This window comes from Streptomyces sp. NPDC059003, from assembly GCF_042740445.1.
GTDB lineage: Bacteria > Actinomycetota > Actinomycetes > Streptomycetales > Streptomycetaceae > Streptomyces.
In genome coordinates this window covers 12291-39239 of sequence record NZ_JBHYJH010000089.1, presented here as the reverse complement: position 1 = coordinate 39239, position 26949 = coordinate 12291, and the positions used below count along the sequence as shown (strand labels likewise).

The following is a 26949-nucleotide window of genomic DNA, read 5'->3' as shown; positions in this document are numbered from 1 at the left end:
GCCGCCAGCTCGTTCTCGCCCTTGCCGCCCCAGACGCCGGAGGTCTGCCCGGACCTGAGCGCGTACGCCAGGCACTGGCGGGCCACCGGGCAGCGCCGGCACACCCGTTTGGCCTCCTCCTGATCGCGCTCGGCCGGACCCGTGGCGCCGACCGGGAAGAACAGCTCAGGATCCTCATCGGCACACGCGGCCCGACGGATCCAGTCCTGTCGCAGTGGTACCCACTCCATGCGGCGCCGGGTGCCCGGGCCGGGCGGGGCCAAACGGTGTTTGGCCCCGCCGTCGAAGGGTTACACGTGGTGGTCGTGGTCCGGGGCCGGCCTCCGGTTCCCCCCCCCCGACGGACGACCAGCGACGAGAGGACCCCGTCATGCCTCGTGGATCGAGCGCCAAGCGCGAGCGGCAGTACGAGCACATCAAGGAGAGCGCCGAGCGGCGCGGCGAGTCGCCGAAGCGGGCCAAGGAGATCGCGGCCCGCACGGTCAACAAGGAGCGGGCGCGCAGCGGCGAGTCCAAGACGGCGTCCCGCACGTCGAAGCAGGACATCTCGTCCGGCCGCAGGGGCGGCCTGCGCTCGCACAGCGGGGCGCAGGGTCCGACCCGCGACCAGCTGTACGAGGAGGCCAAGAAGAAGGGCGTGAAGGGCCGTTCGTCGATGAACAAGGCCCAGCTCGCCCGGGCCGTCGGCCGCTGAGGCCACTCCGGGCGCGGGGCGTCAGCCGCCCGCGATGATCCCCTCCAGGTGCCTGAGGGCCGTCGTCACCCGCGCCGGGTCCTGCTGGAAGAACGGGTCGTCCGGCACGGGCAGCGACCCGGCGAGCGCGATGCCGCGGCCGCGGGCCCACGTGGCGTCGTCCACGCCGACCGCCGCACGGAACGTGTCGCGGGCCGTCGCGGGCAGGAACATCCACGCCGGGATCAGATCGCACGCGGGGTCGCCGACGGCAAGGGTCCCGAAGTCGATGACCGCGCTCAGCTCGCCGTCCACGGCCAGCAGGTTGCCGGTCGCGAGGTCGCCGTGCAGCCAGACCGGCGGGCGGTCCCACGCGGGGGCGGCAAGGGCCTCCTCCCACACGGCCGTGACCCGGTCCGTGTCGACCGTGTCGAAGACGCCCGTCAGCTTCGCGATCTTCGTACGTACGGTGGAGTCGGCGGCGAGCGCGTCGACCTCGGCGCCGACCGGCGCGCCGCGGAAGGCGTTGCTCCACTGCGGCGGCGGCCCGTCCGTCGCGTCGATCCGCTGCAGCGCCCTGACGAACCCGGCGAGTTCGACGGCGGCGCGGTCCGGGTCCGCGAGGGAGTCCGTCGTCGCGGGCTCGCCGTCGAGCCAGCGGCAGACCGACCACGGGAACGGATAGCCCTCGCCCGGGGCGCCCTCGGCGATCGGCTGCGACACGGCCAGCGGGAGCCGCGGCGCGAGCCACGGCAGCCAGCGCTGCTCCCGCTCGACCTGGCCGACCCAGCGGGCGTACCGGGGCAGCCGCAGCGCCAGGTCGTCGCCGAGGCGGAACGTCGCGTTGTCCATGCCCGAGCGCGGGACCGGCGCGAGGGGGAGGTGCGCCCACTGCGGGAACTGCGCGGCGAGCAGCCGTCGCACCAGCGCCGTGTCGATGACCGGCTCGAACGCGTCGTCGGCCGGATCCACGTCCTCAGGTGCCGTGGCGGGCCCAGGTGTTGACACAGGGATCTCCTCGTACGGGGGCTGCCCGTTCCGTGTGCGGGTGCCGCCCCTTCCGTGATCGTCGGGCGGGCGGACGCTCATCCCACCGTGTGCGGGGCCCCGCTGTCCACGCGGTTTTCGGGGCCCGATTCGCCCGGCTCCAGGGGGCCGGGCTAGCCTGAGGAGAACGGTGATCTTCGCGTGTCGCCGCGCGCCGAGTGGGAGAGCATGTCCCGGATGTCCAGAAACGCGGAACGGCACTCCAGTGCGGCGGACGAACCCATCGACCCCGACATCGACCTGGTCCTGCCCGCCGGGCGCGGCACGCCCCGCCGCGAGCAGGCGACCGTCGTCGCCGTGGTCGCCGTCGGCGGCGGGCTCGGGGCCGCCGCCCGCTACGGCGCTGGGCTCCTGTGGCCCACCGCGCCCGGCGCCTTCCCGTGGACGACCCTCGGCGTGAACGCGGTCGGATGCGCCGTGATCGGCGTGTTCATGGTGGTGATCACCGACGCCTGGGCGGCGCACCGCCTGGTGCGGCCGTTCTTCGGCACCGGTGTGCTCGGCGGGTTCACCACGTTCTCCACGTACGCGGTGGACGTGCAGCGCCTGGTGGCGGACGGCCGGGCCCGCACCGGCCTCGCCTATCTGGCGCTCACCCTGTTCACGGCCCTCGCGGCGGTGTGGTGCGCGGCGCTCGCGACCCGGCGCGCGGTGGCATGGCGGCAGGCTCCCCGGTGAACTGGCTCTTCGTCGTGGCCGGCGCGATGGTCGGCGCCCCGCTGCGCTATCTCACGGACCGCGCGGTGCAGGCCAGACACGACACCGTCTTCCCGTGGGGGACGTTCACCGTGAACGTCGTGGGGTGTCTCGTGCTCGGCCTGGTCACCGGCGCCGTCACCGCGGGCGCCGTGTCCTCGGACACGCAGCTGTTCCTCGGCACGGGGCTGTGCGGGGCGTTGACCACGTACTCGACGTTCTCGTACGAGACGCTGCGCCTGGCCGAGAACGGCGCGCGGTTCTCCGCCGCGGCCAACGCCGTCGTGAGCGTGGCCGTCGGCCTCGGCGCGGCCTTCGCGGGGGTCGCCGCCGCCGAGGCCCTGTGGGCGTGACGCCGCGCCCGGCCGCGTGCGCGCTCAGCCCGCCAGCGCCGACTTCACCTCCGCCGCCCACCGCCACGGCGCCGCCGCGCCGCCCGGCTGCGAGTTGAAGTACTCCCAGCCCATGACGCCGCCCATCTGCGGATACTTGGCGACCAGGCTCCGTACGGTGGACTTCAGGCGGGTGACGTCGACATAGCCGCTGCCGCCGTTGGACGGGTCGGTGAGCGTGCCCGCGACCACCTTCGACGCGGGGATGAGGCCGCGGCGCACGACCGCGTCGTAGCTCGACGTCGACGCCATGCTGCCCCAGCCGTTGTAGAACTGGGCGTTGAACCAGGCGATGTCGCCGCCCCGGTCGCGGTAGAGCCGCTCGTAGTCGAGGCCGGAGAGGTTGCCGCCCCCGCTGAGCGCGCTGCCCACGGGCGCGAGCGTGATGAGGAAGCCCGCGCCGAAGTCGCGGCGCAGGGCGTCGATGACGCGCTCGATGCCCGCGAGCGACATCCGCTCCTCGACGTCCAGGTCGACGCCGTCGAAGCCGTACTGCCGCAGGAAGTCCCGCAGCAGCGGGTAGTACGTGTCGAACTCGGTGTCGAGCCGCGTGAAGCTGCCCGGCGCCGCGCCGCCCACCATCGCGAGCATGTGCACGCCCCGGCCCTGCATCGCCTTGAGGTCGCGCCACATCGGGTCGAACTTGGCGGCGCCGGGCGGATCGTCGTTCAAGTGCACCGGCTTGTACGGGCCGTTGATGTCGTTGAGGTGCACCGCGGCGACGATGACATCCGTCACGCCGGTGTTGTTGTCGGTGAGGCCGAGCGGCGAGACGTAGGCGCCGTTCGCGTACTGCGTCTGGTAGTAGACGACGACGCGCCTGTTCGCCGCGGCGGGCTCCGCGGCCGCCGCGGTGGCGCCCGTCGTCACCGACAGCGCGAGCGCGCCGAGAAGGACGGTGCGTCTTTTCATGCGGAACTCTCCTCCGTGGGCAGAATTGCCGGTCGAATCCGCGGCAATTCTGTCCACGGAGGAGAGGCGGGGCTAGAGCGCGGAGACAACTAATACGCTTTAGTTGGCGCCGCACGCCGGGGACCCGCCCGGGTGCCGACGGGGTGCGGCGCCCGGGCGGGAGTCATTTCGCCGATGCCGTGGAGCAGCAGGTCACCGGCGTCGCGGCGGCCGTGGCGGGTGCCGCCGGCGGCACCGTCGCGCTGTCGGGCGTGGTCCTGGTGGCGGCGGACGAGGCGGCCACCACCCCCGCCGATCCGCCCGAAGTCCCGCTCCCGTTCCCGGAGTTGTTGCCCCGGAGCCGCCGCAGAACTCGCAGCATCCCCGGCACCCGCCTGCGGGCCCACGCGCGGAGCCGGGCGCGCCTGCGCTGCGCGGCACGCTTGCGGCGCGTGGAGTCGAGGTCGGCGAAGAGGGCCTCGTGGCGGGCGGCGATCGGCGCGGGGTCGTACCGGTGGGCGCCCTCCAGGGCGGCGGTGCCCATCGCGCGCCTCAGCGGCTCGTCCTCGATCAGCTCGACGAGGGCCTTGGCGAGCGCGTCCGCGTCGCCGGTCGGCACCAGCCTGCCGTCGTGCCCGTCGCGGATGATCTCGGCGGGGCCGAGCGGGCAGTCGGTGCTGACCACCGGCACGCCGCAGCGCATCGCCTCGACCAGCGTCATGCCGAACGACTCGGCGTCGGACGCCGACGCGGCGATCGACGCCTTCGCGAACTCCGGCTCGATCGGTGAGTGCACCCCCATCAGCTCCACGTTCCCGCCGAGCTCCAGACGGTCGATCAGATCCTGGAGCTCCTGCTTCTTCGAGCCGCCGCCGTAGATCCGCAGGAGCCAGTCGGGGTGCTGCGCCGCGACCGTGGCGAAGGCCCGTACGAGCAGGTCGAAGCGCTTGCCGGGCACGAGCCGCCCGGCCGCGGCGACGACCTTCGCGGTGCCGTCGGACGGCGCGACGTCCGGCGGCGGCACCATGTTCGGCACGGCGAGGACACGTACGCCCGGCAGCGCCATCTTCCTGCGGTAGACGGCCGCGTCGGCCTCCGTGGTGGTCACGACGGCGTCGAGCGTGCGGTAGTGGCGGGCGAGCTGGGCGCGCAGGCGCTTGTTGTGCGCGTCGTGGCGCAGGTGCTCCTGGGCGATGCGCAGCGCCCGGCGGGGGCCGAACCGGGCGAGGTAGACGTTGATGCCGGGCCGCGTACCGATGATCACGTCGGCGTCGCAGCGGCGCAGATAGGACTCGGCGCGCGCGTCGTGCAGGCGCGTGTACTGGCGGTGGCGCGCCTCCGCCGACGGGAACGCCTTGGCGGGCTCCGCGTACAGCGGGTCCGCGGTGTCCGTGCTGCCCGTGCGCTCGTCCACCAGGGGGACCAGGGTGACGCGCGGGTCGACGGCGAAGCGCGGCTCCTCGCGGTGGCGCATCAGCGAGACGATCGTGACGTCGTGCCGTTCGGCGAGCGCGGACGCGAGGTTGAGAGTGGTGCGGATGGTGCCGCCCACACCGTAGACGTTGTGGAGCAGGAACACGACCTTCAGGGCCTTCATTGCGGAGCTTTCCCCCTGAGCGGAGCTCGGCCCGCGCACGCGTGGGTCAGTACGCGCGGCGCGGACCGCGACGGAAAACGAAAGGCCACTTTCCCGCCCATGGGTAAGCCGGGATTCCAGCCAAGGTGAAAGGAAGGTAAGAACGCGGCCCGGCGTCGGCGGAAAAGAGGCGGTTGGCAGACTAGCCGGATGCCTCACCCCGAGCCGTCACGCAACACGCCGACTCCCGGCACGCCGCCGCGGACTCCTGGCACCCCGCCGCGTATTACCGATGCTCGGCCGCGGACTCCCGGTGCGCAGCCGCAGATTCCCGATGCCCGGCCGCGGACTCCGGGCGCGCAGCCGCAGATTCCCGATACCCGGCCTCGTACTCCGGGCGCGCAGCCGCGCGTTCCCGATGCCCGGCCTCGTATTCCCGGTCCGCAGCCGCAGGCCCCGGGGGCCCGGCCGCACTCCGTGCTCCTCGCCGAGGACGACCGGGCGATCCGCAACGCCCTTGACCGCGCCCTCACTCTGGAGGGCTATCACGTCACCGCCGTGTGTGACGGCGTCCAGGCGCTCGCGGCCGCGCACGCCGACCCGCCGGACCTCCTCGTCCTCGACGTGATGATGCCGGGCATCGACGGCCTCCAGGTGTGCCGCGTCCTGCGCGCCCAGGGAGACCGGACGCCCATCCTGATGCTCACCGCCCGGGTGGAGACCGCCGACCGCATCGCCGGACTCGACGCGGGCGCCGACGACTACGTGGCCAAGCCGTTCGAGGTCGAGGAGGTCTTCGCACGGCTGCGGGCGCTGCTGCGCCGCGTCGACGGCGGCGTCGGCGGGGCGACGGGCGGGGGCGCCGGCGACGAGCCCGCCGGCCTCGTCGGCGTGGCCGACCTGCGCATCGACCCGATGGCGCGGCGCGCCTGGCGCGGCACCCGGGAAGTCGACCTCACCCGCACGGAGTTCGACCTGCTCGCGCTCCTCGCCCGCAACGCGGGCATCGTCCTCGACCACGCCACCATCTACGACCGCATCTGGGGCTACGACTTCGGCCCGAGCTCGAAGAACCTCGCCGTGTACGTCGGCTATCTGCGCCGCAAGATCGACACCCCCGGCTCGGCGCCGCTGATCCACACCGTTCGGGGCGTCGGCTACGTCCTGAGGGAGGTCTGAGTGTTCGCGTGGGACTCGCGCCCCAGCGGCAGCCTGCGCACGAAGTTCGCCGCCTCGTTCGCCGTCGTCACGGTGGCCGTGACGCTCCTGATCGGCTTCCTCAGCTACGACTCGGCGGCGCGCCTGGTCCGCGAGGACCAGCAGACGCAGTTCGACGAGGCCGTCAAGGGGCTGCGCGACCAGGTCCTGAAGAGCGACCTCGACCTCACGGGCTACATCGCCCTCGCCGCCGACTTCAGCCCGGACGGACTGCGCACCCATGTGTACTGGCCCTCGCGCATGAACGCGCAGGTGCTCGGCGGCGACGGCAGCATCGTCACCCGCGGCTGGCCGAGGCGGCCGGTGTCCGACGCGGAGCGGGCACTCGCGACCGTGGGACGGGAGGGGGAGACGGTGCGCCGCAACTTCGAGAGCGGCGAGGAGGACTACCGCATGGCCACGGTGTCGCTCGGCGGCGGCGAGGGCGCGGTCCAGGTCGCGCAGCGGTTCAGCGACGCCGAAGACCTGCTTCACCGCCTCCAGCGGCGCACGGTCCTGCTGGCCTCGCTGGTGGTCATCGTGGCGGCGCTGTGCGGCTCGTGGCTGGCCCGCCGCATCACCCGGCGCCTGATGCGGCTCACCTGGGCCGCCGAGGACGTCGCCGCGACCGGGCGCCTCGACCGGGAGGTGCCGGTCACGGGCCGCGACGAGGTGGGGCGGCTCGGCCGCTCCTTCGACCGCATGCTGGGCCGCCTCGCCCGCGCCGAGGACGACCAGCGGCGGCTCGTCCAGGACGCCGGGCACGAACTGCGGACGCCGCTCACCTCGCTGCGGACGAACATCGCGCTCCTCGACCGCATCGAGCAGCTGCCGCCCACCGCACGAACGGAACTGGTGGCCGACCTGGCCGACGAGTCCCGCGAACTCACCGACCTCGTCAACGAACTGGTGTCCATCGCGGCCGGACGGGCCCACGACGAACCGCCCGTCGAGGCCGACCTCGCCGACCTCGCCGAGGAGGCCGCCGCGGCGGCCCGCCGCCGCACGGGCCGCACGATCACCGTGCACGTGGGGGACCACGAGGTGACGGAGATCAGGCCCGCCGCCGTGCAGCGGGCCATCACCAACCTCCTGGAGAACGCGGCCAAGTTCGACCGCGACGGCACCGCGCCCATCGAGCTCTCCGTCCACGGCACCCGCGTCTGGGTCAGCGACCGCGGCCCCGGCGTCGCACCCGCCGACCTGGACCGCGTCTTCGACCGCTTCTACCGCGCCGCCGCCGCGCGCAGCCTGCCCGGCTCGGGCCTCGGCCTGTCGATCGTCCAGGACGTGGCGACGGCCCACGGCGGCAGAGTCTTCGCACACGGGCGCCCCGGGGGCGGGGCGGTGGTGGGCTTCACGGTCGGGGCCGCGAAGCCCACGATGACGCCGCGCGCTCCACGCTGACCGCGGTGGGGCGCGGTGTACGCGCGGTGGGGCGCGGTGTGCCTGCGCGCGGCCGTGATGGGGCTTTCGCGTGCGCTGGCGGGCGCATGCCGGTGACGGCGTACGCCCGCCAGCGCGGGAACGGGGACGAGCAACGAGAGCCGACGAGCGGGACGGGGGCCGGCCGGGCCTCTGTCGCGGACGGATGCGCCCTCGTCGCGAGTCGGCGGGACTGCGCCGCGTGCCGGTGCGGCTACACCGCGAAGGTGCCCGCGAAGTCGCCCGCGAGGGCCGCCGCCATCCGCAGATGGGGTACGGCGTCGGCGTCCCTGCCCTGCCGCTCCAGGGTGCGGCCCAGCATGAGCCGGGCGTACTGCTCCACCGGGTCGAGCTCCAGGACGGTCCGCAACTCGGCCTCGGCGCGCCGCAGTTGGGCCGAGTGGTAGTAGGCGCGCGCGAGCAGCAGGCGCGGGGCGACCTGCTCGGGCACCTCGTCGGCGAGCGGGGCGAGAATGCGCGCCGCCGTCGCGTACTCCTTGGCGTCGAAGAACCGCCGCGCGCGCTCCCAGCGCTCGGCCGCGGTTCCGTGGTCGTAGTAGGTGAAGTCCACTGCTGCCTCCTCACCCGCCCACAACGGCCCCAAGATGTTGAATATTCCACTACTGGCTTCCCCTGCCGGGGCGGCGCTCCGGGCGGCGCCCTGATGGAGGCTGACGGGCGGTGCCCGACGGGGCTAGGTTGTGCGACATGAGCAATCTTGATCGTGAGGCGGTGCCTGCGCTGTGCGGCGGCCGCGGGTTCGTCGTCGCGGAACCGGTGCGGGAACTCCTCAGCCCTCGACGCGTGCGGCTCGGCGAGGCGACCGAGGTACGGCGGCTCCTTCCGAACCTGGGCCGCCGGATGGTCGGCGCCTGGTGCTTCGTCGATCACTACGGACCGGACGACATCGCCGACGAGCCCGGCATGCAGGTGCCGCCGCACCCGCACATGGGCCTGCAGACGGTGAGCTGGCTGCATGAGGGCGAGGTGCTGCACCGCGACAGCACCGGCAGCCTCCAGACGATCAGGCCCCGTGAGCTCGGCCTGATGACATCGGGCCGGGCCATCTCGCACTCCGAGGAGAGCCCGAAGTCCCACGCCCGCTTCCTGCACGGCGCGCAGCTGTGGGTCGCGCTGCCCGACGCCCACCGGCACACGGAGCCGCGCTTCGAGCACCACGCCGACCTGCCGGTCGTCACCGCCCCCGGCCTGAGCGCCAAGCTCCTCCTGGGCTCGGTCGACGGCGCCACCTCGCCCGGCACGACGTACAGCCCGATCGTCGGCGCGGACCTGACCCTCACCCACGGCGCGGACCTGCGCCTCCCCCTCGAACCCGACTTCGAGTACGCCGTCCTGTCCATGGCGGGCGAGGCCCACGTCGACGGCGTCCCGGTACTCCCCGGCTCCATGCTCTACCTGGGCTGCGGCCGCACCGACCTCCCCTTGCGCGCGGAGTCCGACGCAAGCCTGATGCTCCTGGGCGGCGAGCCGTTCGAGGAGGAGCTGATCATGTGGTGGAACTTCATCGGGCGGACGCAGGACGACATCGAGCAGGCCAGGGCCGACTGGATGACGGGGGCGCGGTTCGGTGAGGTGAAGGGGTACGACGGGGGGCCGCTGCCTGCCCCGGAGCTGCCTGGGGTGCCGTTGAAGCCGCGGGGGCGCGTGCGCTGAGCTGCGGGAATGCGGCTGGAGGGGACTCGGGACGGAGGGTGCTGCCCGCAGGCGGACGTGTCGAGTTGTAGTGGCTCGACACACCCGGCTGGAGCGGGAGTGGCCCAGCAGGCCCTCTGCGGGTTGCGGTGCATCCCGGAAGACTCTTCGCCTGCTGCTGGTTCGGCGCTGACCTACGGGCACCCCTCGTCTGGTCCAGCCTGGCGTCGACTGAACGCTGTTGACTTCCGTGACGGTTTCGAAAAGCGAGGTCGTCACGAACAGATCGTCTGGGCTCTGCTCGACCTGTTCCCGATGCCCCATCATGTCGAATGCGTCGCGATCCTTGAGCCCGTCGGGAAGGGGTGCTGACTCGGAGGCCGTGGGAGCCGCACCGGGTGGTGCCCAGCGCTTGGGTGCCGATGGTTCCTTGGCCCATTTGCTTGCCCGTTGGGGGTGTCGAACAGCGGTCCCCGCTTCCTGGGGGACCTGGGACTACCCCGCGCCGCCGTCCAGCGAGGCGTTGGAGAGCTGGGGACCACCCCCGCACACGCGGGGATCGCGACGTGCTCGGGAGCCTGCCGGTTCGCCGGCCGGGTGCCCGCACGCGGCACCTCGTGCACCTCTCTGCCGCCACCTAGTGGGACAGCGCCAGTCTCTACGCCCTGCTCGGCATCCGTAGCGCATTCCAGCATGCCGATGGCGGCCTCGCCCTCACTGTGCTGAGCATGTGTGCCGAGTTCGCCACTCTTCGGGCCGCGCCAGGCGGGCACCTTCAGAGGGGAAGTTCGTCGGGCCGCACCCGGATTGCTCGCATCGGCGAGTGAGGCGTCCCGTACGACAAGCACCCCGACTATGGCTGCCCCTTCTTCGCACGCCTCATGTAGAGGGTGAAGCATCCCCAGATGAGGATGACGGCTGCGACGGCTATCCATCCCCGGTGTCGTCCCGTGAACAAGGTCAGGATCGCGAAGAGCAGGGTGAGCAGCAGGGCGAAGACGTGGGTGAGTTTAGTGAAATGACGGACACCTGCTTGCTGCTCCATCGTCCATCCAAGGCGGCCCATATTCATTCACCTTCCATGCGACGGACAGACACGCTGGGGTGGAACCGTTCCTCGGTTCCACCCCAGCAAGGAATGTGCTAGCCGAAGAGCCATTCAACGGTACTGGACGATGCCTCGCCTGCCCCCCAAGATCCGGCGAAGCAGACGGTCTGGCCGCCTACGGTCGACACCCCGCCGGTGGGGATGGTGCCTGCGAGCATGACGCCTTCGCACCCGGCGAAGAAGAGTCCGCCGCCGAGGAAGCCTGCGACATCACCCCACATGCCGACCGCGTCCCCTGAGGCCAGTTTGGTGAAGGCGCTGACGCCGTCGCCGACCCATCCGAGCGCGTCCACTCCGCCACCGACCGCGTCGATCAGTCCGCCGATGCCCCACAGGCCGTTGGGGTCGATGATGTTGGTGGGGTCCCCGGAGGCGTACAGGTAGGGATTGGTTTCGAGCCCCGCCGGGTCGGGCTGGGTGAAGCGCCCGACGCGCGGGTCCATGTACCGGGCCTCGCTGTGGTACAGGCCTGTCTGGTCCTGATAGCCGCCGACGAATCGGTAGGGCTGGGGCACCTTCTCGGTCATGGTGCGGGTGACGCCGCGCGGGCTGTAGTCGTAGGTGTTGACCTTCTTGCCCCGGTCGTCGACGACGGCTCTGGTGGTGCCGATGGCGTCGGTGAGGTAGTAGTACGTGCTCTCCGTCCTCAACGGGCCTTCGGTGCGGAAGGAGTTGAGGTTTCCGCTCGGCTCCCGGGTGAAGTTCATGTCCACTCCGCCCGTGGTCTTCGCGGAGAGTCCGACGGGGCCGTTGTGGAACGCGGTGTCGCCGAACTGGGTGCGCTCGGACTGGTCGGTGGAGGCGTAGCGCGCCTTGAACTCCTGGCCGCCCTGGGTGAGGGAGGTGAGTTGGGAGAAGTCGTTCCACTGGCCGTCGGCGCGTGCCGTCTCCGGGGTCGGGGCGGCGGCAGTCTCGTTACCCGCTTTGTCGTACGACCAGCCGCTGGTGTCACCGTTCTTGCCGGTGAGCTGGGAGGCGTCGTTGTAGGTGTAGGTCGTGCCGCCGGGGCAGCCCGCGGCCGTGCCCTGGGAGGTGAGGTTGCCGGCCTTGTCGTAGCAGTACAGCCAGCTGTCGTTGACCGTTGAGCCCTTGGTTTCCCTGGTGAAGGTCAGGCGGCCCGCGGAGTTGTAGGTGTAGGCACGCTTGAGCCCGGCGACGGTGTCCGTCTCGGCGCGGATGCGTACGCCGTCCTTGGTGGTTCCGCCGCTGGTGTACGCGTAGTCGTAGGCGAGGTCGACGAGAGTGCCCTCGGCTGAGGTCGCCTTGACGCGTTCGGGACGGTTCGCCTTGTCACGGGTGATGGTTTCGATGGTGCCGCCGGGGTAACTGGTTTTGGTGCGCGCGTCGTTGGCGTTGTACTCGTATCCGGTCTTCTTGCCCTGCGCGTCGGTCAGCGTCTCAAGGCGGTTGACCTTGTCGTACGTGTACTTCGCCGTGCCCGACGGGTCCGTGTACGTCTCGACGTTGCCCTCGGCGTAGTAGGTGAGGACGGTCTGGGAGCCGTCCTGGAGGGTGCGGATCGTCTCGCGGGAGAGCGGGTCGAAGTCGTACCTGGTGATGCCGGTGGCGTCCGAGCGCTGCTTGAGGTTGCCGTCGCCGTCCCAGGAGTACTCCGCCCAGCCGGTCGGGCCGCTCACCTTCTTGACGCGGTCGCGGTGGTCGTAGGTGAAGGTCACCTTCGTCCCGCGGCCGTCAGTGGCGGTGTGGATGCGCCCGGCCTCGTCGTAGGTGTAGGAGGTGGCGCCCATCGGTGAGGGCGGGGTCACCTTGACGACGTTGCCCTTGGCGTCGTAAGTGGCCTTGGTGGCCTTGCCGTTGGCGTCCTTGACCTCGCAGCGCTGGCCCTCGAAGCCGCCGCAGGTGGGGTCCTTGGGGTTGTAGGCGAAGGTGCGGGTGCCGCCCTCCGCTCCGGCGACGGTCTCCTTGGTGGTGTTGCCCGCATCGTCGTAGCCGTAGGTCACCTCGACCCCGTCGGCGGATGTGATCTTGCCGGGAACATCGGTCCCGCCGATGGTCTTGTAGCCGCTGAGCGAGGACGTGGCACCGGTGGGCAGCTTCGCGGAGGTGGGGTTGGAGCGGGCGTCCCAGCCGTACGCGGTGACGTTGCCCGGGGTGCCGCCCACGCCCATCGCGTCCGTGGCGGTCTGCACGTTGCGGTTGGCGTCGTAGGTGCGCTCGCGGGACTTGCCGAGCGCGTCGGTGACCTTGGTGACCTCGCCGTCCGCCTGGTGCTCGTACTTCGTGGTGTTCCCGGCCGGGTCGGTCACTGTGGTGCTGCCGGCCTTGTTCGGGGCGTCGGCCGAGTAGGCGTAGGTGTAGGTCGGACCGCTCTCACCGGACCCGTCGAAGTGGGTGGCCCGCTTCATTGAAGTGACGCGGTTCTTCGCGTCGTAGGTGAAGACCGTCACCCGCCCCTCCGGGGTGGTGATCTTCGTCAGGCGGCGGTCGGAGTCGTAGCCGAACTGGGTGGCCTTGCCCTCGGTGTCGGTGACCTTGGCCAGGTCCCCGGCCGCGTTGAGGTCGTGGACCACGGTACGGCCCGTGTTGTCCTTGGCCTGCCACTGCGAGGCGTCGGTCTTGACCAGGTCCACCCAGCGGCCCGAGCGGTTGTCGGTGAGCTTGAAGCCCTTGTGCTCGCTGCCCTCGTCGTGCTGGTCGACCAGGATGTGGCCACCGTTGCGGTCGGTCACCTTCACCAGGGTGCCGGAGGCGCTGTAGGTGTCCTTCATGCCCGAGCCGCGCTCGGTGATCGTGTACTCGCCGTTGGACGACCTCTTCAGATCCAGACGGTAGCCCTCGGGAGTGGAGTAGGTGCCGTCCGTCTTCTTCGCGAACGAGACGGAGCCGCCGGTGGCGTCGTACAGCACCACCTTGTCCGATTCGACCTGCAGGTAGCGCTCATAGTTCTGCCACCAGCGCCGCGAGACCTTTCCCCAGGGCGCGTCAAGGGAGTTGTACGTTCGTGTCAGCTGCAGCGGCTTGCCGACTCCGGCGACCTGGAAGTCGGTCGCTGCGAGCATCAGGTTGCCCGTCGAGTAGTTGACGCGCGCCACGAGTGAGTCCGTGACCCGGACGTCGGAGATCCGGTGCCAGGGCACCTGCCCTTGCCCCTTGGGCACCACGGCTTCCAGAGCAGCCGCCGCCTCCGCGCCGCGCCGCGGTGCGTCCGCGCCTCCGCGCGCTCGCTGCTCCTGAGCTTCCCGCCACCGGGCCAGCTTGTCGGACGTCTTCTCGTGCACCGATTCCGGTGCCTTCGTCGTGCCGACCTTCACTGGCGGCATCTTCGCTCTCTCACCACCCCGGCCCCAGGCCGAGGACGGCGCGTCCGTCCCGCCCGGCTCGCTCTGGGCCACGGCCAGCGGCACTGCTGTGGCCACGAGCGCGGTGGCGACCGAGGCCACGAGCATGGTGTGGCGCGCTGCGCGCCGTCTGCGTCTGTGCGGTGTTCCTGTGGTACGTGAAGACATGCGTCTCCTCCTCAGGAAGGCAAACCCAGCAGCCCTCACGGCCACTGGGCGCACGCACCGTAACCCCACTCTCAGCAAATTCGCACGCACGTTCCCATCGGCTACCTCGCTTTCCAGCCTCGATTTGCACCACAGAACGGCGAATCTGCCAGGGGAAGTGCCACGCAGAACGCTTGAGATGGGACGTCCTCAGCCACGACACTCCGCCCAGGACTGGCCTGAAGCCAGCGCCGTACTTTGCGATCCCAGCGAGACGGTCGTTGTCAGGGTTGTACCGCGTGGCGCTTCGCTCCCGGGCGCCGTGCCCCGGGTGGGGTCATGGGCTGTGCTGCTGGAGCCGGGCCGTTGTCGACATGGGGCCGTGGCTGCGCGTATGGACCAGGCCCTGCCACCGCTCCGCGATGTCCGCGGTGCCCACGGGGAGATCGAACTGGTCGAGGATCCGCATGACGATGTGGTCCACGAGGTCACTGATGCCGTTCGGGATGTCGTAGAAGGCCGGCATCGGGGGGACGATGCGGACTCCCATGCGTGAGAGGGCCAGCATGTTCTCCAGATGGATCTCGCTGAGCGGTGTCTCCCTGGGCACGAGGACCAACGGGCGGCGTTCCTTGAGCGTGACATCGGCCGCGCGGGTGATGAGGTTGTCGGCCAGGCCGTGCCGCACCGCCGCCAGCGTCTTCATGCTGCACGGGACGATGACCATGCCCGCGACCGGAAAGGAGCCGGAGGAGATCGTGGCACCCAGATCGCCGAACTTGTGCGTCACATCGGCGAGTTCGGCGCAGTGCCTGCTGCTGTAGGGCGTCTCCACCTCGATGGTGGAGCGGGCCCAGGTGCTCAGCACGAGATGGGTCTCCACCTGCGGCACCTCCCGCAGGATTTCCAGTAGGCGAACGGCGAGCGGGGCCCCGGTGGCACCGGTGACTCCGACGATGAGGCGGGTTGGGGAAGCGGTTGTCACGGCGGGCTCCAGTCGGGGCGGGAGAGGGGGCGGGCTTGCGGGGCAGGGGCGGACTTGCGGGGGAGGGGGTAGCGGGCTGCCCCCTCCCCTTGGTGCCGGGCTACAGCGACAGGAGCCCTGCCCAGCGCTTGCGCAGCTCGTCGCGGGTCGCCTCGTCGACGCGGTTGGCCGCCGGGTACTGGTCCTTCCACGCGAACGGCTTGCACGCGTCGATCAGTACGATGCCCATCGACAGATCGCCGGCGGCGCGCTTGCCGGGCGACAACCGCGGGTCGATGGCGGTGGTGGGCGCGCGCAGCACTTGGATGGACTCGGCCGGGTCGACGCGGGTGAACAACGCCCACAGGACGTGGTTGACGTCGGTGATGTCGATGTCCTCGTCGACCACGACGAAGTACCGCTCCATGCCACCGGTGCGCTTGCGCCCGGCCGCCGCGAGCAGCGCGTGCATGGCGTCGCCCGCGCCGGTCTGCTCGATGGAGACGACCATCATCAGCTGGCGGGCGTACGCCCACACGCCCTTGATGTTCTGGACGCCGGAGGCCTCCAGGTGATCCCACGTCACTGATGCCGAGTACAGCGGGACGGCCTGGTCACCTGCCGGGACGGTCGGGAGCATCGGCGGTGCCCCCAGGATGATCGGGTCGTTCCGGTGCATGATCCGGTTGACCCGGACCACGGTCTCCTGGCCCGAGTGCGTGTAGTAGCCGGTCCACTCACCGAAGGGCCCCTCGAGCACGGACTCCTCCTCGACGGGCGGCAGTTCGCCCTCGATCACGATCTCCGCGTACGCCGGGACCGGAAGGTCGCTGCCCGGTGCGTACAGGACCTCGACGCCCTGACCGCGGAGTCCGCCGGCGAGGTCGTACTCCGACATCCCGGACGGTGCGGCGATCGCCGCGGCGGTCGACAGGATCGGGTCCTGGCCCACCACCACCGCGATCGGGCAGGTCCGGCCGCGCTCCCAGTACTTCTCGGCGATCGCCCTGGCGTGCCGGTTGCCGAGCATCCACAGCGAGAGCCGGTCCGGGCCCTGGACGCAGGCCCGGTAGGTGCCGACGTTGACCCAGCCGCTGTCGGGGTCACGGGTGATGACCATGCAGGCAGTGCCGATGTAGCGGCCGCCGTCTCCGTCGTGCCACCGCGGAGTGGGGAAGACGCCGAGATCCACGTCGTCGCCCACCAGGACGTTCTCCAGGACCGGACCCGTGGCGACCTCCACCGGCGGGACCGGTTCGAGCCGCCTGCTCAGGTCCTTCCAGGCCCGCACGATGTCGAGCTTCGAGGTGTCGCGCGGCAGCCCGAGAGCGACCGCGGTCCGGGCGGCGGTTCCCATGAAGTTGGTGAACACGCGGTGCCCCGCCGGGAAGCCGGGGATGTTGTCGAACATCAGGGCGGGACCTTCCTTCTCCGCCATCAGTTCGGTGATACCGCCGATGTCCCGGTCCCGGTCCGCGCCGTCGATCTGCAGGACCTCGTCCTTCCCGAGCGTCTCCGTCATGTGGTCGATGTAGTGCCGAAGGTCGCGGAACGCGTTCATGTGTCGTCGGGGAGCCGGGCAGTACGTCCGTGCCTCCCGTCCTCCTCTTCTTTCTCTTTCCCGTACTTCTCGTCCCTGAGGGCGGCGACCGCGCCTGCAGCAGTCGCCCTCAGGGGCGGCTTCACGGGGCCGGCCACCGCACGGGCCTGCGTCGTCAGGATCCGGACCGGCCGGGAGGAGGGGCAACGAGTCCGGACGCGTATGCCGGATACTGCGCGAGATAGAGTCGGGATGCATGGAATCCATCGATCTCCAGCTCATTCATGCACTACAGATTGATGGCCGCGCACCCTTGCGCCGGATTGCCTCAGTGCTGGGCGTCTCCGATCAGCTGGCCGCCCGCCGCTACGCCCGGCTGCGCGAGTCGGCCGGGCTCCGGGTCGTCGGCCGGCTCAATCCCCGGCCCGTCGGGCAGACCGTGTGGGCGCTGCGGCTGCAGTGCGTTCCCAGCGCCTCGCTCGGTCTGGCCCAGGCGCTGGCCGAGCGCGAGGACACGCGATGGGTCAAACTCGCCTCCGGCGGAACGGAGATCATCTGCCAGCTCGCCGTGCACAGTGACAGCGACCGGGACGCGCTGCTGATGGACAGGCTCCCTTCGAGCCGCCGGGTCACCTCGATCACCGCCCACCGCATGCTGCGGCTCTTCAAGGGCGGCCCGACCACCTGGGACGGTCTCACTGCCGCGTTGAGCCGGGAACAGATGGATGCCCTCGCGCCCTCGTACCCGACCCCTCACGCCCAGGCGGCGCCGGTGCAGCTCACGGATCTCGACCACGTCCTGCTCGCCGCGCTGAAGCGCGACGGCCGTGCGTCGCACGCCGCGTTGGCCATCGAGGCCCGCTGTCACGAGTCGACGGTGCGCCGCCGCATCGCACACCTGCGCACGGCCGGAGCACTCTTCTTCGTCCTGGACGTGGACGAGCGCCTGCTGGGTGACCCGTCCGGCACCGCCATCTGGATGTCGGTGCAGCCCTCGCGGCTCGCTGCCGTCGGCGCCGCGCTGGCGGGCCACCCCGAAGTGGCCTACGCCGCCGCCACTACGGGGCGGACCAACCTCCTGGCCCATGTCCTCTGCTCCGACGACGAGTCCCTCTACGTGTACCTCTCCGACCGCATCGGTACGCTCCAGGGCGTCGACACGGTCGAGACCGCGCCGATCATCCGCACGCTCAAGCGCGACGGCGCAGTGGCCCGCCCCGGTCGGTGACCAGCGGCGCGGCACTCAGCATCCCGGCGGACGGCGGAACCCGCCGATCACCCTCAAAAGGCACCGCACGAACTGGACCGCGGCGCGGTCGTGCAGGTAAGGAGCGATCACCTGGATGCCGACAGGAAGCCCGTCCCCTCCCCCGGCCAACTGAGCGGGAACGACGCCTCTCACATGTCACGTGACGCATTGACCCCTCAGCGCAGCCGCGGTTGCATGCTGGGGGCCTTCCGGCGGGGAGCCGGAGGTGAAGCCTTTTCCTGACTGGGGGGAAGAATGAGGGGAAACACGAACCGGGGCACCGCCAGACGCGTGCGGGGTGCATTAGGTGCGGCGGTCGTGGTGTGTGCGATCACCGCGGTGCTGCCCGGATCCGCGTCGGCCGAGCCCGCGGGCGTCGCGCGCGACGGGGGAGCCGGTGTGGAGAGGGTCAGCGTCACGGCCGACGGCGCTCAGGCCGACGGCAGTTCCACCGGTGGCGCGATCACGACCGACGGCAGCCGCGTCGTCTTCTCGTCGTCGGCGAAGAACCTCACGCCCGGCAACAGCGCGGGAGACGAGAGGGTGTATCTGCGCGATCAGGGGTCGGGGCAGCTCAAGCACGTGGGCAGCTACCCGATCGCCTCACCGGTGATCAGCGGTGACGGGGAGTACGCCGCCTATGGGGTGCTGTTGTTCAGGGACACCAAGGTCAAGCTGGCTCAGTGGACCGCGGGCAGTTCGATCGGCCTCAACTGCGATGCCCTCAACTGCAGTCAGCCGTCGCTGAGCGGTGACGGCCGTTACGTCGCCAACGTGGCCACCGTCGGTCGACCGTCGTCCAGCCAGCGCATCGACGTATGGGACTGGCACGCCAACACCAAGCAGGAACTCGCCTGGTTCGACCACACCGCCCCGTCCCGGCCGTCCATCAGCGGTGACGGCCGCTTCGTCGCCTACCAGGACGGCAAGGCCGGGGACGTCTTCGTGTGGGACCGGGACTACGGGGCCACCTCCGACCCGATCGAGGGCCCGGCCAAGGAGGCGACCCTCGTCCAGATCAGCAAGGACGGCGGCAAGGTCGTCTACCGCTCGGGCTCCGACACCTACGTCCACGACGTGAGCTCGGGCGCCGCCCAACTGGTGCCGGACGTCAAGGGCCTGGCCATCGATCCCACCGGCAACCATCTGCTGTACGTCCCGAACGACCCGACCGGACCGTCGCTCGTGCTGCGCGACCTGCGAACGGGCACCGACGAGGTCGTCTCGAACCGGCCGGCCTCGGCCGGGATCGACGCGGTCAGCGCCGGTGGGCGCGACGTGGTCTTCCAGTCCACGGCCGACGACATCGTGCCCGGTGACACCAACGGCACGTCGGACGTGTTCGTCCGGCACCTCTCCTGATCGCCCCTGCCGCTCGCGCGAGCAACTGCCGGATCCACCGGATCCACCAGTTCGCCTTCCCGATCCAATCCGGTCCCCCCTCGCGGTCCGAATGCCTAATGGCTACGTGTTGTCTGTGAGGGGGCGCCTTCGTGGCGCGCTTGGGGGGAAGCAATGACGGGGAACTGTCCCATGACGTCCGACTGGCCGTTGGCCGGCCGGGCACGGGAGCTGGTCGCGATCGGGGCGGCGATCGGCACGAGCACAGCAGCCGGTTCAAGTGGCAACGCCGGCGGCGGGGTGGTACTGGCGGGCGAGGCCGGGGTGGGCAGGACCCGCCTCGCGCGAGCGGCCTTGACGCTGGCCCGACGGGCGGGCCGGGGCACCGCCTGGCTGGCCGCCACGCGCGCGTGCGCGGCCATCCCGTTCGGCGCCCTGCTGCCGCTGGTCGCGGGCGAGGAGCCGCCTGGCACTGATCCGATGGCCGTGCTGCACCACGCGGTGCGGCGCGCCGCACGGCACCGGCCGCCGCTCGTAGTGGGCGTCGACGACGCCCATCTGCTGGACGAGCAGTCGGCGTGGGTGCTCCACCAACTCGCCTTGCGCGGCCTCGTATCCGTGGTGGCGACGGTACGCGCGGGAGCGACCGCGCCGGACGCGGTGACCGCGCTCTGGAAGGACGCACTGGTCCGCCGGATCCTCGTCCGGCCGCTGACACCGGGAGCGATGGACGACCTTCTCACGCGTTCCCTGGGGCACCAGGTGGAAGGGGTGACCCGGCTGGCGATCGTCCGGGCGGCGGCGGGCAGGCCCCGGGTGCTGAGGGACCTCCTGGTCGAGGCGTACGAAGACGGTGCGCTGGTCTGCCGGGAGGGAGTGTGGCTGTGGGACCGGGCCGCCGACCGCACGGCGGGCTCCGGACAATCCGCCCCGACGCTGTGGGAGGAGGCCGTGCTCGGCTGGACGCACTGCCTCGGCCTGGTCTTCGCCGGACGATTACACGAGGCGAGGAGACTCGCGGAAGCGGGCTACAGCGGCGCCGTCGACCAGGGCATCAGGGAGGTGGCCATCGGCTGGGCCGGATGCCGGGGCACGATCGCCAAGACCCAGGGGCAGGTGGCCACCGCCCAGGTGGTGCTGCGGGAAGCCGTGGCCGCGCTGCATGGGCGCGGTGCCGACCAGCTCGCCCGCTGGCTGTTCGCCGATCTGGGCGGAGCCGCGGCCCTCGCCGGTGACGCCGCCGGGGCGGGGCGGTGGATGCGGCGCGCCGACGCCCTGCGCACGGACGGCCGGCAGGGGGAGGTCCGGCGGCTGTTGGACCCGTGGATCGAGCTCGACCGCGCATGGGTCATCGCGGCCGGGGGGAACCTGGAGCGCGCCGCCCGGCAGGCCCGGTGGGCGGCCGATCTGGCCGGCGACACCAAGCAGTACGCCGCCGAGGCCATCGCGCTCTACGACGTCGCCCGTCTGGGCGCGCCCTCCTCCGTCAGGCCCCAGCTCGCCGGCCTCGTCGAGGCCGTTCACGGACCGCTGGTCCCGGCCCTCACCAAGGCGGCGGACGCGCTGGTCGCCCTGGACGGCTCCGCCCTTGACGCGACGGCCGCCGCACTCGACGACCGCGGCCTCGCGCTGCACGCCGCCGAGACGGCGGCCGCGGCCGTACGCGCCCACCTGACGGCGGGAAACCGGGCGGCGGCGGTGGCGGCGCGGACCCGTATGGCCGTGCTGCTCGACCGGTGCGAAGGCGCCAGCACGCCCCTGCTGACAGCGCAGCGGGGCCTGGGCGTGTCCGCTCTCTCCCGGCGGGAACACGAGATCGCACTCCTCGCGGCCTCCGGGCTGCCCAGCAAGGCCATAGCCGAGCGCCTTTCGCTGTCGGTGCGGACCGTCGACAACCACCTGGGCCGCGTGTACGCCAGGCTCGGCATCTCCGGCCGCGCCGCACTCACGGCGCTCATCGGCCAACATTCGGGACGGACTTGAGTATTGACTACTCAAGACATCACGAACTCGTCGTCATAGCCTTCCCTGAGTCTTCCGAATTTTCCCGAGGAACGGCGCGTCCAAGGGCCCTGTAAAAGGCCCGTGAACGACCAGCAGAAGAAATCCGGGAGAGAGGGAAATGGAATGAGGATCGCCACATCACTGAAGGCCGCGGCGGCGACCGCCGTCGCCTCCGCCGCAGCCGTCATCGGCCTTTCCGCTCCGGCCGACGCGGCGGGCGGCGACGGCGTGTGCCAATTCAATGAATGGTGTGTGTACTTCGAAGCAAACCTCAACGGGTCGCTGTACGACTACAGTGGTGCGGACACCAACTACAGCAACGAGAAGTTCCTCACCAACGGTCTCGGCAAGGGCCAGACCGTGGCCAACAACGCGCGATCCGGCTACAACAAGAACTTCTTGATGTACGTCCAGGCATTCACCGAACCCAACTTCGCGGGGACTCGCGGATACGCGGCTCCCGGAAAGTTCGGGGCGTTCGCGCAGCCGTACTACGCCAACCTCGAATCGCACTACTTCTCACGGGGTGTGGGGGGCCGGGCCCCGACTTCGGGCCTGCTCCGCTGACGCCACTCCGGTTCCCCGCCCGGTGCGCCGGGCGGGGAACCGGTTCCACCGAACGGAGACCCCATGCAGCTCACCGCGAAGCGAGCCGCCGCGGCACTGCTCCTGATCGCCCTGTCGGCGGCAACCGGCTGCAGCAGCGGTTCCGATGCCGGAACCGCCTCCGGCGCCGGGGCCGAGCCTGAGGTGAAGTCGACGCCGACCGCACTGGCGGCCGCCTCCCTGAAGCTCCCCCTCGACACGTACCAGCTGTCCTCGGACGAGCTCGACCGGCTCGCCGCGGCGCAGAGCACACTGGTCGCCCGGTGCATGCACCGCTTCGGCTTCGCATTCCGCATGCCGGACCCGCCGCCGCAGCCCGAACCACCGGACGGCAACGAGCGGCGCTATGGGATGACCGACGTGGCGGCAGCCGCGAAGTACGGCTATCAGCCGAAGCCGCCACCGCACGGAAGAGCGCCGACCTCGAAACCAGCTCCCACGAGTGATGACCCCGCGGAAGTTTCCGTACTGCTGGGAAAGGGACAGCGGTCATGGAAGGGAAAGCGGATCCCCGAGAACGGCTGCGCGGGGGAGGCGGCACGCGGATTGTCGTCCGGCGCTCCGGCGCTCTCCGACAGAGAGGCGTCGACAGCGCAGAACCTCTCCGCGGAAACCTTCGAACGTTCACAACAGGACTCCCGGGTACGCGTGGTGTTCACCCGGTGGGCGCGGTGCATGAAAGCGAGAGGTTACGACTACGCCACACCACTCGACCCGCCGGGAGACCCTCGCTTCACCGAGCGGGTCACCGCACAGCAGATCGAGACGGCGCACGCCGATATCACCTGCAAGAAGAAGACCAATCTGGTCGGTGTGTGGTTCGCGGTGGAATCGCGCTACCAGAAAGACCTCGTCGCGGAGAATCGGAGCACGCTGGAGAAGCTGAGGCGGAACAACCAAGCCCAGCTCGCCGCAGCCGCGCGCGTCATGGGCAGGGCGAATCCGAGGTGACGACTTCCCGCGCTGTTCGTCAGGCGGGCCAACTCCACGGGGCCACCGGCTGATCCTCGGTCTTCACACGCCGATGATCACCGGTGGCCGCACCTGTCTCCGCGCCCGCTCAGCCCCGGCCGTGCTCGGCCCTGGCGGAGCCGCCTCCGTCCGATCCTGCTCGCGGCGCACTCGACGACGGCGTCGCCGCGGTGGCGGGCTCCGTCATCCGCAGGCCCGGGATCAGCACCGCCGCCACCACCAGGTGCATCAGTGCGAGCGCGGCCAGGCTGCCGCCGTCCGTGTCGCCGGTGAGCAACGGCAGGAAAGACACGGCCAGTACGCCGACGGACACCCAGGTCCAGACGGTGCGGGCCCGCCGCACCCCGAACCTCTCAAGAGCGGCAAGTAACCCCCAGGCGGCGAGGGACGCCAGCAGCGCGAGCACCACCACCGCCGCCGCGTCGATGTCGAGCGTCTTGCCGCCGCTCTTGGTCTGCAGCCCGTGCCCCAGCACCGGGTCCGCGATCAGCCACACCAGGACAGGTCCCAGGATCGAGAGGCCCAAGACCTTCAAACGCCCTTTGTTCCACTTCACTTGGTGCCTCCCGTGAGTGCGCCGTGCAGAAAGACCTCCACCAACTCCTGCGTGGTGAATTCCGGTTCGTCCTCCATGTGTGGCTGGGTGAACAGCAGCCCGAAGAAGAGCGCGGCGATCTGCTCCGGCGGCAGGCGCAGCGCGGCCCTGTCGGGTTCAAGGAGCTCCGCGATGGCCGCGCGGATGCGCGTCGTCGTCTCGTCGCGCCCCGCGCCGCGCACCGTGCCGGGGTGCTTGCCGCTGCGGTGCCCGGAGGCGTGCAGCGAGCCCGCGATCGCGCCCATGCGGGTCAGGTTCGCCTGCAGTGCCTGGGCCGCCTCCGTGAGGCGGTCGGACAGCGGCTGGGACAGCTCGATCGCGCCGAGTTCGCGGATCGCGTGCTCGGGGGAGAGCGCCTCCGCCAGGCAGGCTTGCAGCAGCTCTTCCTTGTCGGCGAAGACGCGGAAGATCGTGCCCTCGCCGATGCCGGCGGCGCGGGCGACCTTCGCGGTGGTCACCGCGGCTCCGTACTCGGTAATCAGTGGTATCGCCGTCTGAATGATCATCGCGCGCCGCTGCTCCGGCAGCATGCCGGGGGCGCGGCGCCGGGTAGTCGGGTTCTCCTTGGAGCCTGTCATGGGCGCGAGAGTACGGAGTGAGTGCTCACTCCGTCAATGAGTGAGGACTCACTCCGCACGCTCTGACCACAATTGGCCCTTGTCGACGGCAGCCCGTCAACACCCGCGACCACGGCTGGAGTTCTGAAGAGGCGGGCCGGGCTCAGTCGACCGGCTTGCCGGGCTCGTCGTGCGTGGAGCAGTGGATGCCGCCCCCGCCGGAGGCGATGGTGTCGATCCGGACCGGCACGATGTCGCGCTTCGGGAAGTGCTCCCGCAGGATGCTCCGGGCCCGGCTGTCGGCCTTCCGGTCCCCGAACTCGGGCATGAACACGGAGTCGTTGGCGACGTAGAAGTTGGCGTACGTCGACACGAAGTCGTCGCCCTCGCCGGTGATCCTGTCCGGGTCCGGCTGCGGCAGGTCGACGATCTCGAAGGACCGGCCCCTGGCGTCCTTCGCCTTGCTGAGCACGGCCTTCGCCTGGTCGGCCGAGCGCGACCAGGAGTCGGCCGGCATGCCGGGGAAGGCTCGGTCCAGGAGCACGACGCCGGGCTCGGTGAAGCGCACGAGGCTGTCCACGTGCGCGTCGGTGATGTCCTCGCCGCGCACGCCGGCCAGCCAGATCACCTTCTCGACGCCCAGGGTCCGCTTGAGCTCGGCCTCGATCTGATCGCGGCTCTTTCCGCGGTTGCGGTTGTCGTTGACGATCGAGCTCTCGGTGATGAGCAGGGTGCCCTCGCCGTCGGTCTCGAAGGAGCCGCCCTCGGCGACCAGGGGCGCCTTCCTGCGCGGGATGTTGTACTTCGACAGGAGCGTGCGGCCCACCCGGGCGTCGTTGGTGTGCTCCTGCTTGTTGCCCCACCCGTTGAAGTTGAAGTCGACGCCGACGACGTCCCCGTCCTGCTCCACGAAGACCGGCACGGTGTCACGGGCCCACAGGTCGTCGACCATCAGAGGGATGACCTCGACGTCCCGCCCGCACGCCTTCTGCGCGGCCGCCTGCTGCTCGGGCCTCGCCATCATGACGACGTACTCGTACTCCGCGACGGCGCGGGCGACGCGCGCGATGTCCTTGCGCACGTAGGGGAGGTCCTCCCCCCACACCGACTCCAGCGCGGGCCACGACATGAAGGTGCGCGCGTGGCTCTCCCACTCGGCACCCATGCGCAGCCCCTTGGCCGCCGTGTCCTCGTCGCCTGCGGTGCTTGCGGCTCCGGCCAGCTCGTCACCGGGGCCGCACGCCGAGGTCCCGAGGACGACGGCACCGATGCCGGCGAGCGCGCGCAGGGCCGAGCGGCGGGAGGGGAGGAGCAGGGACACGGTGAACTCCGATCATCGTGACGGGTGCGATGCGGAGGGGCCCGCGCACTGACCCGACTCTGTCATGGACTGAAAATTCAGTCAAAGAGGAGGGCGGTGCGCTCCGGCCGAGCTGGATCCATGCATACGGGTCCCGTGCCTGCCCCTCCTGATCGGGGGATGGCAGACGTTCTGCAGGAGCGTCCTGAGGGCACCCCTTGACTGAAAATTCAGTCAGGAGTATGATCGTCCCGGTAAGGTTCGAAACCATGGCTCCTCGTACTACCCAGATCCTTGAAGCCGCCGCACGGCTCATCGCCCGTCGTGGCGTGCGCGGGCTGCGCGTCGAAGAGCTCGCCGCCGAGGCGGGTGTCTCGACCGGGCTCATCTACTACCACTTCAAGGACCGCACCGGGATCCTGCGCCACACGCTCGAATTCATCAACGATCGGGCCGAGCGCTACACCACCGGTCGTGCCGCCGACGCCGAGCCGCTGCCGCCCCGTGAGGAACTGGAAGAGATCCTGCTCCTGGAGTTGCAGGACACGGAAGAGGTCAGGGAGAACAGCTCCGCCTGGGGGGAGCTGCGGGCGAGCGCCGTCTTCGACGAAGTGCTGCGGGAGGACCTCGCCAGGGCGACCCTGGCGTGGTCGCAGGACGTGGCCGCCCTCCTCGGTCAGGTGCAGCCGATGGCCCCGGCGCCCGCTCTGGCCGCGGCAGGCGAGCGGCTCACCGCGCTGCTCGAAGGGCTCAGCATGCGCTGGCTCAGCGGCGGACTGCAGCTGGACCACGCGCGGGACCTGATGCGCGTGGCCATCGACGCCGAGCTGGCGCTGCTGCGGGAGAAGTAGCGCCACACCACCGGTGGGTGGGCGCTACGTCACGTACACGAGTGTCACGTCTCGGCGGACAGGACAAGCCGGGAGATCTCGGAGATGACCTCGCCGGCGCGCGGCGTCAGATAGAAGTGGTTGCCCTCGAAGACGCGGAGGGAGAACGCGCCGCTGGTGTGGTCGCGCCAGGCGTCGGCCTCCTCCACCGTGGTCAGCGGGTCGGCGTCCCCCGTGAAGGCGAAGACCGGACACGTGAGGCGCTGGGTGCTTGTCGGCCGGTAGGTCTCGATGGCCTTGTAGTCGGTGCGCAGCGTGGGCAGGAACATGCGGCGCATCTCGGGGTCGGAGAACACTTCCGAAACGGTGCCGCCGAGCGCCTCGATGGAGGCCATGAACGCCGTGTCGTCCTGAAGGTGGACCGTCTCGCCACGGAACAGGGACGGCGCGCGCCGGCCGGAGACGATGAGCCCGGCGAGGGGCCGGTTCAGCTCCTGCTCCACGAGGCGGGCCACCTCGAAGGCGACCGCGGCCCCCATGCTGTGGCCGAAGAACCACGCCTGGTCCAGGTCGTCCAGGGGCAGTTCGCGGAAGATGCTCGCGGCCAGCGACTCGATGTCGCCGATGGCCGGCTCCGAGTGGCGGTCCTGGCGCCCCGGGTACTGGACGGCGTGGACCTCGATCTTCCCGGAGAGCGCCCGGGAGACGGGGAAGTAGTAGCTCGCCGCACCACCCGCGTACGGGAAGCAGAACATCTTGGGGGCCGGACGGTCTGCCGGATGGTAGGCGCGAAACCACTTCGAAGCGTCGCGCGGGGAGGTGACGGCCATCAATCCATCCTTGGTTCGGTCCGACCGGTGTGTGCCCCGGTCCTCAGTCCTCAGTCC

25 protein-coding genes are annotated in these 26949 nt (G+C 70.8%); 12 read left to right on the top strand and 13 right to left on the bottom strand.

Annotated elements, in window-relative coordinates; genetic code table 11:
• Nucleotides 1-230 (bottom strand): WhiB family transcriptional regulator (locus tag ACFWZ5_RS27535; RefSeq protein ID WP_384891363.1); only part of this gene is annotated, 230 nt, incomplete at its 3' end.
• A 140-nt stretch (nucleotides 231-370) separates the two neighbouring features.
• Here ACFWZ5_RS27535 and ACFWZ5_RS27530 point away from each other — a divergent pair.
• Complete coding sequence (locus tag ACFWZ5_RS27530) at nucleotides 371-694, top strand: plasmid stabilization protein (protein WP_384803426.1); 324 nt, start codon at nucleotides 371-373, stop codon at nucleotides 692-694.
• A gap of 21 nt (nucleotides 695-715) precedes the next feature.
• On the opposite strand, the gene ACFWZ5_RS27525 is transcribed toward ACFWZ5_RS27530, so the two are convergent.
• Nucleotides 716-1645, bottom strand: a complete 930-nt coding sequence (locus ACFWZ5_RS27525; RefSeq protein ID WP_384803452.1) for an aminoglycoside phosphotransferase family protein — start codon at nucleotides 1643-1645, stop codon at nucleotides 716-718.
• A 252-nt stretch (nucleotides 1646-1897) separates the two neighbouring features.
• Between ACFWZ5_RS27525 and crcB (ACFWZ5_RS27520) the strand changes: the two genes are divergently transcribed.
• Nucleotides 1898-2398 carry a fluoride efflux transporter CrcB gene (gene crcB / locus ACFWZ5_RS27520; RefSeq protein ID WP_384803423.1) on the top strand — a complete coding sequence of 167 codons (501 nt, stop codon included), beginning with the start codon at nucleotides 1898-1900 and terminating at the stop codon, nucleotides 2396-2398.
• Nucleotides 2395-2769 (top strand): fluoride efflux transporter CrcB, encoded by a 375-nt coding sequence (gene crcB, locus ACFWZ5_RS27515; RefSeq protein WP_384803449.1) that lies wholly within the window; start codon nucleotides 2395-2397, stop codon nucleotides 2767-2769. Before crcB (ACFWZ5_RS27520) ends, crcB (ACFWZ5_RS27515) begins: the two co-directional genes overlap by 4 nt.
• A 24-nt stretch (nucleotides 2770-2793) precedes the next feature.
• Here crcB (ACFWZ5_RS27515) and ACFWZ5_RS27510 read toward each other — a convergent pair whose 3' ends face one another.
• Nucleotides 2794-3720, bottom strand: a complete 927-nt coding sequence (locus ACFWZ5_RS27510) for a glycosyl hydrolase family 18 protein (RefSeq protein WP_384803420.1) — start codon at nucleotides 3718-3720, stop codon at nucleotides 2794-2796.
• Nucleotides 3721-3883: 163 nt separating this feature from the next.
• Complete coding sequence (locus ACFWZ5_RS27505; RefSeq protein WP_384891369.1) at nucleotides 3884-5287, bottom strand: glycosyltransferase family 4 protein; 1404 nt, start codon at nucleotides 5285-5287, stop codon at nucleotides 3884-3886.
• A gap of 465 nt (nucleotides 5288-5752) precedes the next feature.
• Here ACFWZ5_RS27505 and ACFWZ5_RS27500 point away from each other — a divergent pair, with 465 nt between their 5' ends.
• Nucleotides 5753-6454: a response regulator transcription factor gene (locus tag ACFWZ5_RS27500; protein ID WP_384791899.1), complete on the top strand. Its 702-nt coding sequence runs from the start codon at nucleotides 5753-5755 to the stop codon at nucleotides 6452-6454.
• The gene (locus tag ACFWZ5_RS27495) at nucleotides 6455-7879 is read left to right on the top strand and encodes an ATP-binding protein (protein WP_384791895.1); all 1425 of its coding nucleotides are present in this window, start codon (nucleotides 6455-6457) and stop codon (nucleotides 7877-7879) included. It begins immediately after the preceding gene.
• A gap of 232 nt (nucleotides 7880-8111) precedes the next feature.
• On the opposite strand, the gene ACFWZ5_RS27490 is transcribed toward ACFWZ5_RS27495, so the two are convergent.
• A complete protein-coding gene (locus ACFWZ5_RS27490; protein WP_384791892.1) occupies nucleotides 8112-8468 on the bottom strand; it encodes a tetratricopeptide repeat protein in 357 nt (118 codons plus the stop codon).
• A gap of 137 nt (nucleotides 8469-8605) precedes the next feature.
• Here ACFWZ5_RS27490 and ACFWZ5_RS27485 point away from each other — a divergent pair, with 137 nt between their 5' ends.
• A complete protein-coding gene (locus ACFWZ5_RS27485) occupies nucleotides 8606-9571 on the top strand; it encodes a pirin family protein (protein WP_384791889.1) in 966 nt (321 codons plus the stop codon).
• An 832-nt stretch (nucleotides 9572-10403) separates the two neighbouring features.
• Here the strand turns inward: ACFWZ5_RS27485 and ACFWZ5_RS27480 are convergent.
• The 4 genes from ACFWZ5_RS27480 to ACFWZ5_RS27465 all read right to left on the bottom strand — a co-directional run bounded on the left by ACFWZ5_RS27480 (nucleotide 10404) and on the right by ACFWZ5_RS27465 (nucleotide 16629).
• Nucleotides 10404-10595: a hypothetical protein gene (locus ACFWZ5_RS27480; protein WP_384791886.1), complete on the bottom strand. Its 192-nt coding sequence runs from the start codon at nucleotides 10593-10595 to the stop codon at nucleotides 10404-10406.
• Between the two features lie 98 nt (nucleotides 10596-10693).
• Entirely contained in the window at nucleotides 10694-13939 is a 3246-nt protein-coding gene (locus tag ACFWZ5_RS27475) for an RHS repeat-associated core domain-containing protein (RefSeq protein WP_384791905.1), read from the bottom strand.
• A 502-nt stretch (nucleotides 13940-14441) separates the two neighbouring features.
• Complete coding sequence (locus ACFWZ5_RS27470) at nucleotides 14442-15089, bottom strand: UbiX family flavin prenyltransferase (protein WP_384791883.1); 648 nt, start codon at nucleotides 15087-15089, stop codon at nucleotides 14442-14444.
• Between the two features lie 100 nt (nucleotides 15090-15189).
• The gene (locus ACFWZ5_RS27465; protein WP_384791880.1) at nucleotides 15190-16629 is read right to left on the bottom strand and encodes a UbiD family decarboxylase; all 1440 of its coding nucleotides are present in this window, start codon (nucleotides 16627-16629) and stop codon (nucleotides 15190-15192) included.
• A gap of 235 nt (nucleotides 16630-16864) precedes the next feature.
• Between ACFWZ5_RS27465 and ACFWZ5_RS27460 the strand changes: the two genes are divergently transcribed.
• From ACFWZ5_RS27460 to ACFWZ5_RS27440, 5 genes are all read left to right on the top strand, one after another.
• Nucleotides 16865-17836 carry an Lrp/AsnC family transcriptional regulator gene (locus ACFWZ5_RS27460; RefSeq protein WP_384791877.1) on the top strand — a complete coding sequence of 324 codons (972 nt, stop codon included), beginning with the start codon at nucleotides 16865-16867 and terminating at the stop codon, nucleotides 17834-17836.
• A gap of 339 nt (nucleotides 17837-18175) precedes the next feature.
• Nucleotides 18176-19219 (top strand): hypothetical protein, encoded by a 1044-nt coding sequence (locus ACFWZ5_RS27455; protein ID WP_384791874.1) that lies wholly within the window; start codon nucleotides 18176-18178, stop codon nucleotides 19217-19219.
• Between the two features lie 171 nt (nucleotides 19220-19390).
• Nucleotides 19391-21181, top strand: coding sequence for a LuxR C-terminal-related transcriptional regulator (locus tag ACFWZ5_RS27450; RefSeq protein ID WP_384791871.1), 1791 nt, complete (start codon nucleotides 19391-19393; stop codon nucleotides 21179-21181).
• A gap of 102 nt (nucleotides 21182-21283) precedes the next feature.
• Nucleotides 21284-21769 (top strand): peptidase inhibitor family I36 protein, encoded by a 486-nt coding sequence (locus tag ACFWZ5_RS27445; protein ID WP_384791868.1) that lies wholly within the window; start codon nucleotides 21284-21286, stop codon nucleotides 21767-21769.
• Between the two features lie 63 nt (nucleotides 21770-21832).
• A complete protein-coding gene (locus tag ACFWZ5_RS27440; RefSeq protein ID WP_384791866.1) occupies nucleotides 21833-22759 on the top strand; it encodes a hypothetical protein in 927 nt (308 codons plus the stop codon).
• Between the two features lie 109 nt (nucleotides 22760-22868).
• Here ACFWZ5_RS27440 and ACFWZ5_RS27435 read toward each other — a convergent pair whose 3' ends face one another.
• The 3 genes from ACFWZ5_RS27435 to ACFWZ5_RS27425 all read right to left on the bottom strand — a co-directional run bounded on the left by ACFWZ5_RS27435 (nucleotide 22869) and on the right by ACFWZ5_RS27425 (nucleotide 25253).
• A complete protein-coding gene (locus tag ACFWZ5_RS27435; protein WP_384891360.1) occupies nucleotides 22869-23336 on the bottom strand; it encodes a DUF6069 family protein in 468 nt (155 codons plus the stop codon).
• Nucleotides 23333-23953, bottom strand: coding sequence for a TetR/AcrR family transcriptional regulator (locus ACFWZ5_RS27430; RefSeq protein WP_384791860.1), 621 nt, complete (start codon nucleotides 23951-23953; stop codon nucleotides 23333-23335). Before ACFWZ5_RS27430 ends, ACFWZ5_RS27435 begins: the two co-directional genes overlap by 4 nt.
• Before the next feature lie 142 nt (nucleotides 23954-24095).
• Nucleotides 24096-25253, bottom strand: a complete 1158-nt coding sequence (locus tag ACFWZ5_RS27425; RefSeq protein ID WP_384791857.1) for an agmatine/peptidylarginine deiminase — start codon at nucleotides 25251-25253, stop codon at nucleotides 24096-24098.
• A gap of 248 nt (nucleotides 25254-25501) precedes the next feature.
• On the opposite strand from ACFWZ5_RS27425, the gene ACFWZ5_RS27420 reads away from it, so the two are divergent.
• Nucleotides 25502-26083 (top strand): TetR/AcrR family transcriptional regulator, encoded by a 582-nt coding sequence (locus ACFWZ5_RS27420; protein ID WP_384791854.1) that lies wholly within the window; start codon nucleotides 25502-25504, stop codon nucleotides 26081-26083.
• A 44-nt stretch (nucleotides 26084-26127) separates the two neighbouring features.
• Here the strand turns inward: ACFWZ5_RS27420 and ACFWZ5_RS27415 are convergent, their stop codons facing one another.
• Nucleotides 26128-26892, bottom strand: coding sequence for a thioesterase II family protein (locus tag ACFWZ5_RS27415; RefSeq protein WP_384791851.1), 765 nt, complete (start codon nucleotides 26890-26892; stop codon nucleotides 26128-26130).
• Between the last annotated feature and the right edge of the window lie 57 nt (nucleotides 26893-26949).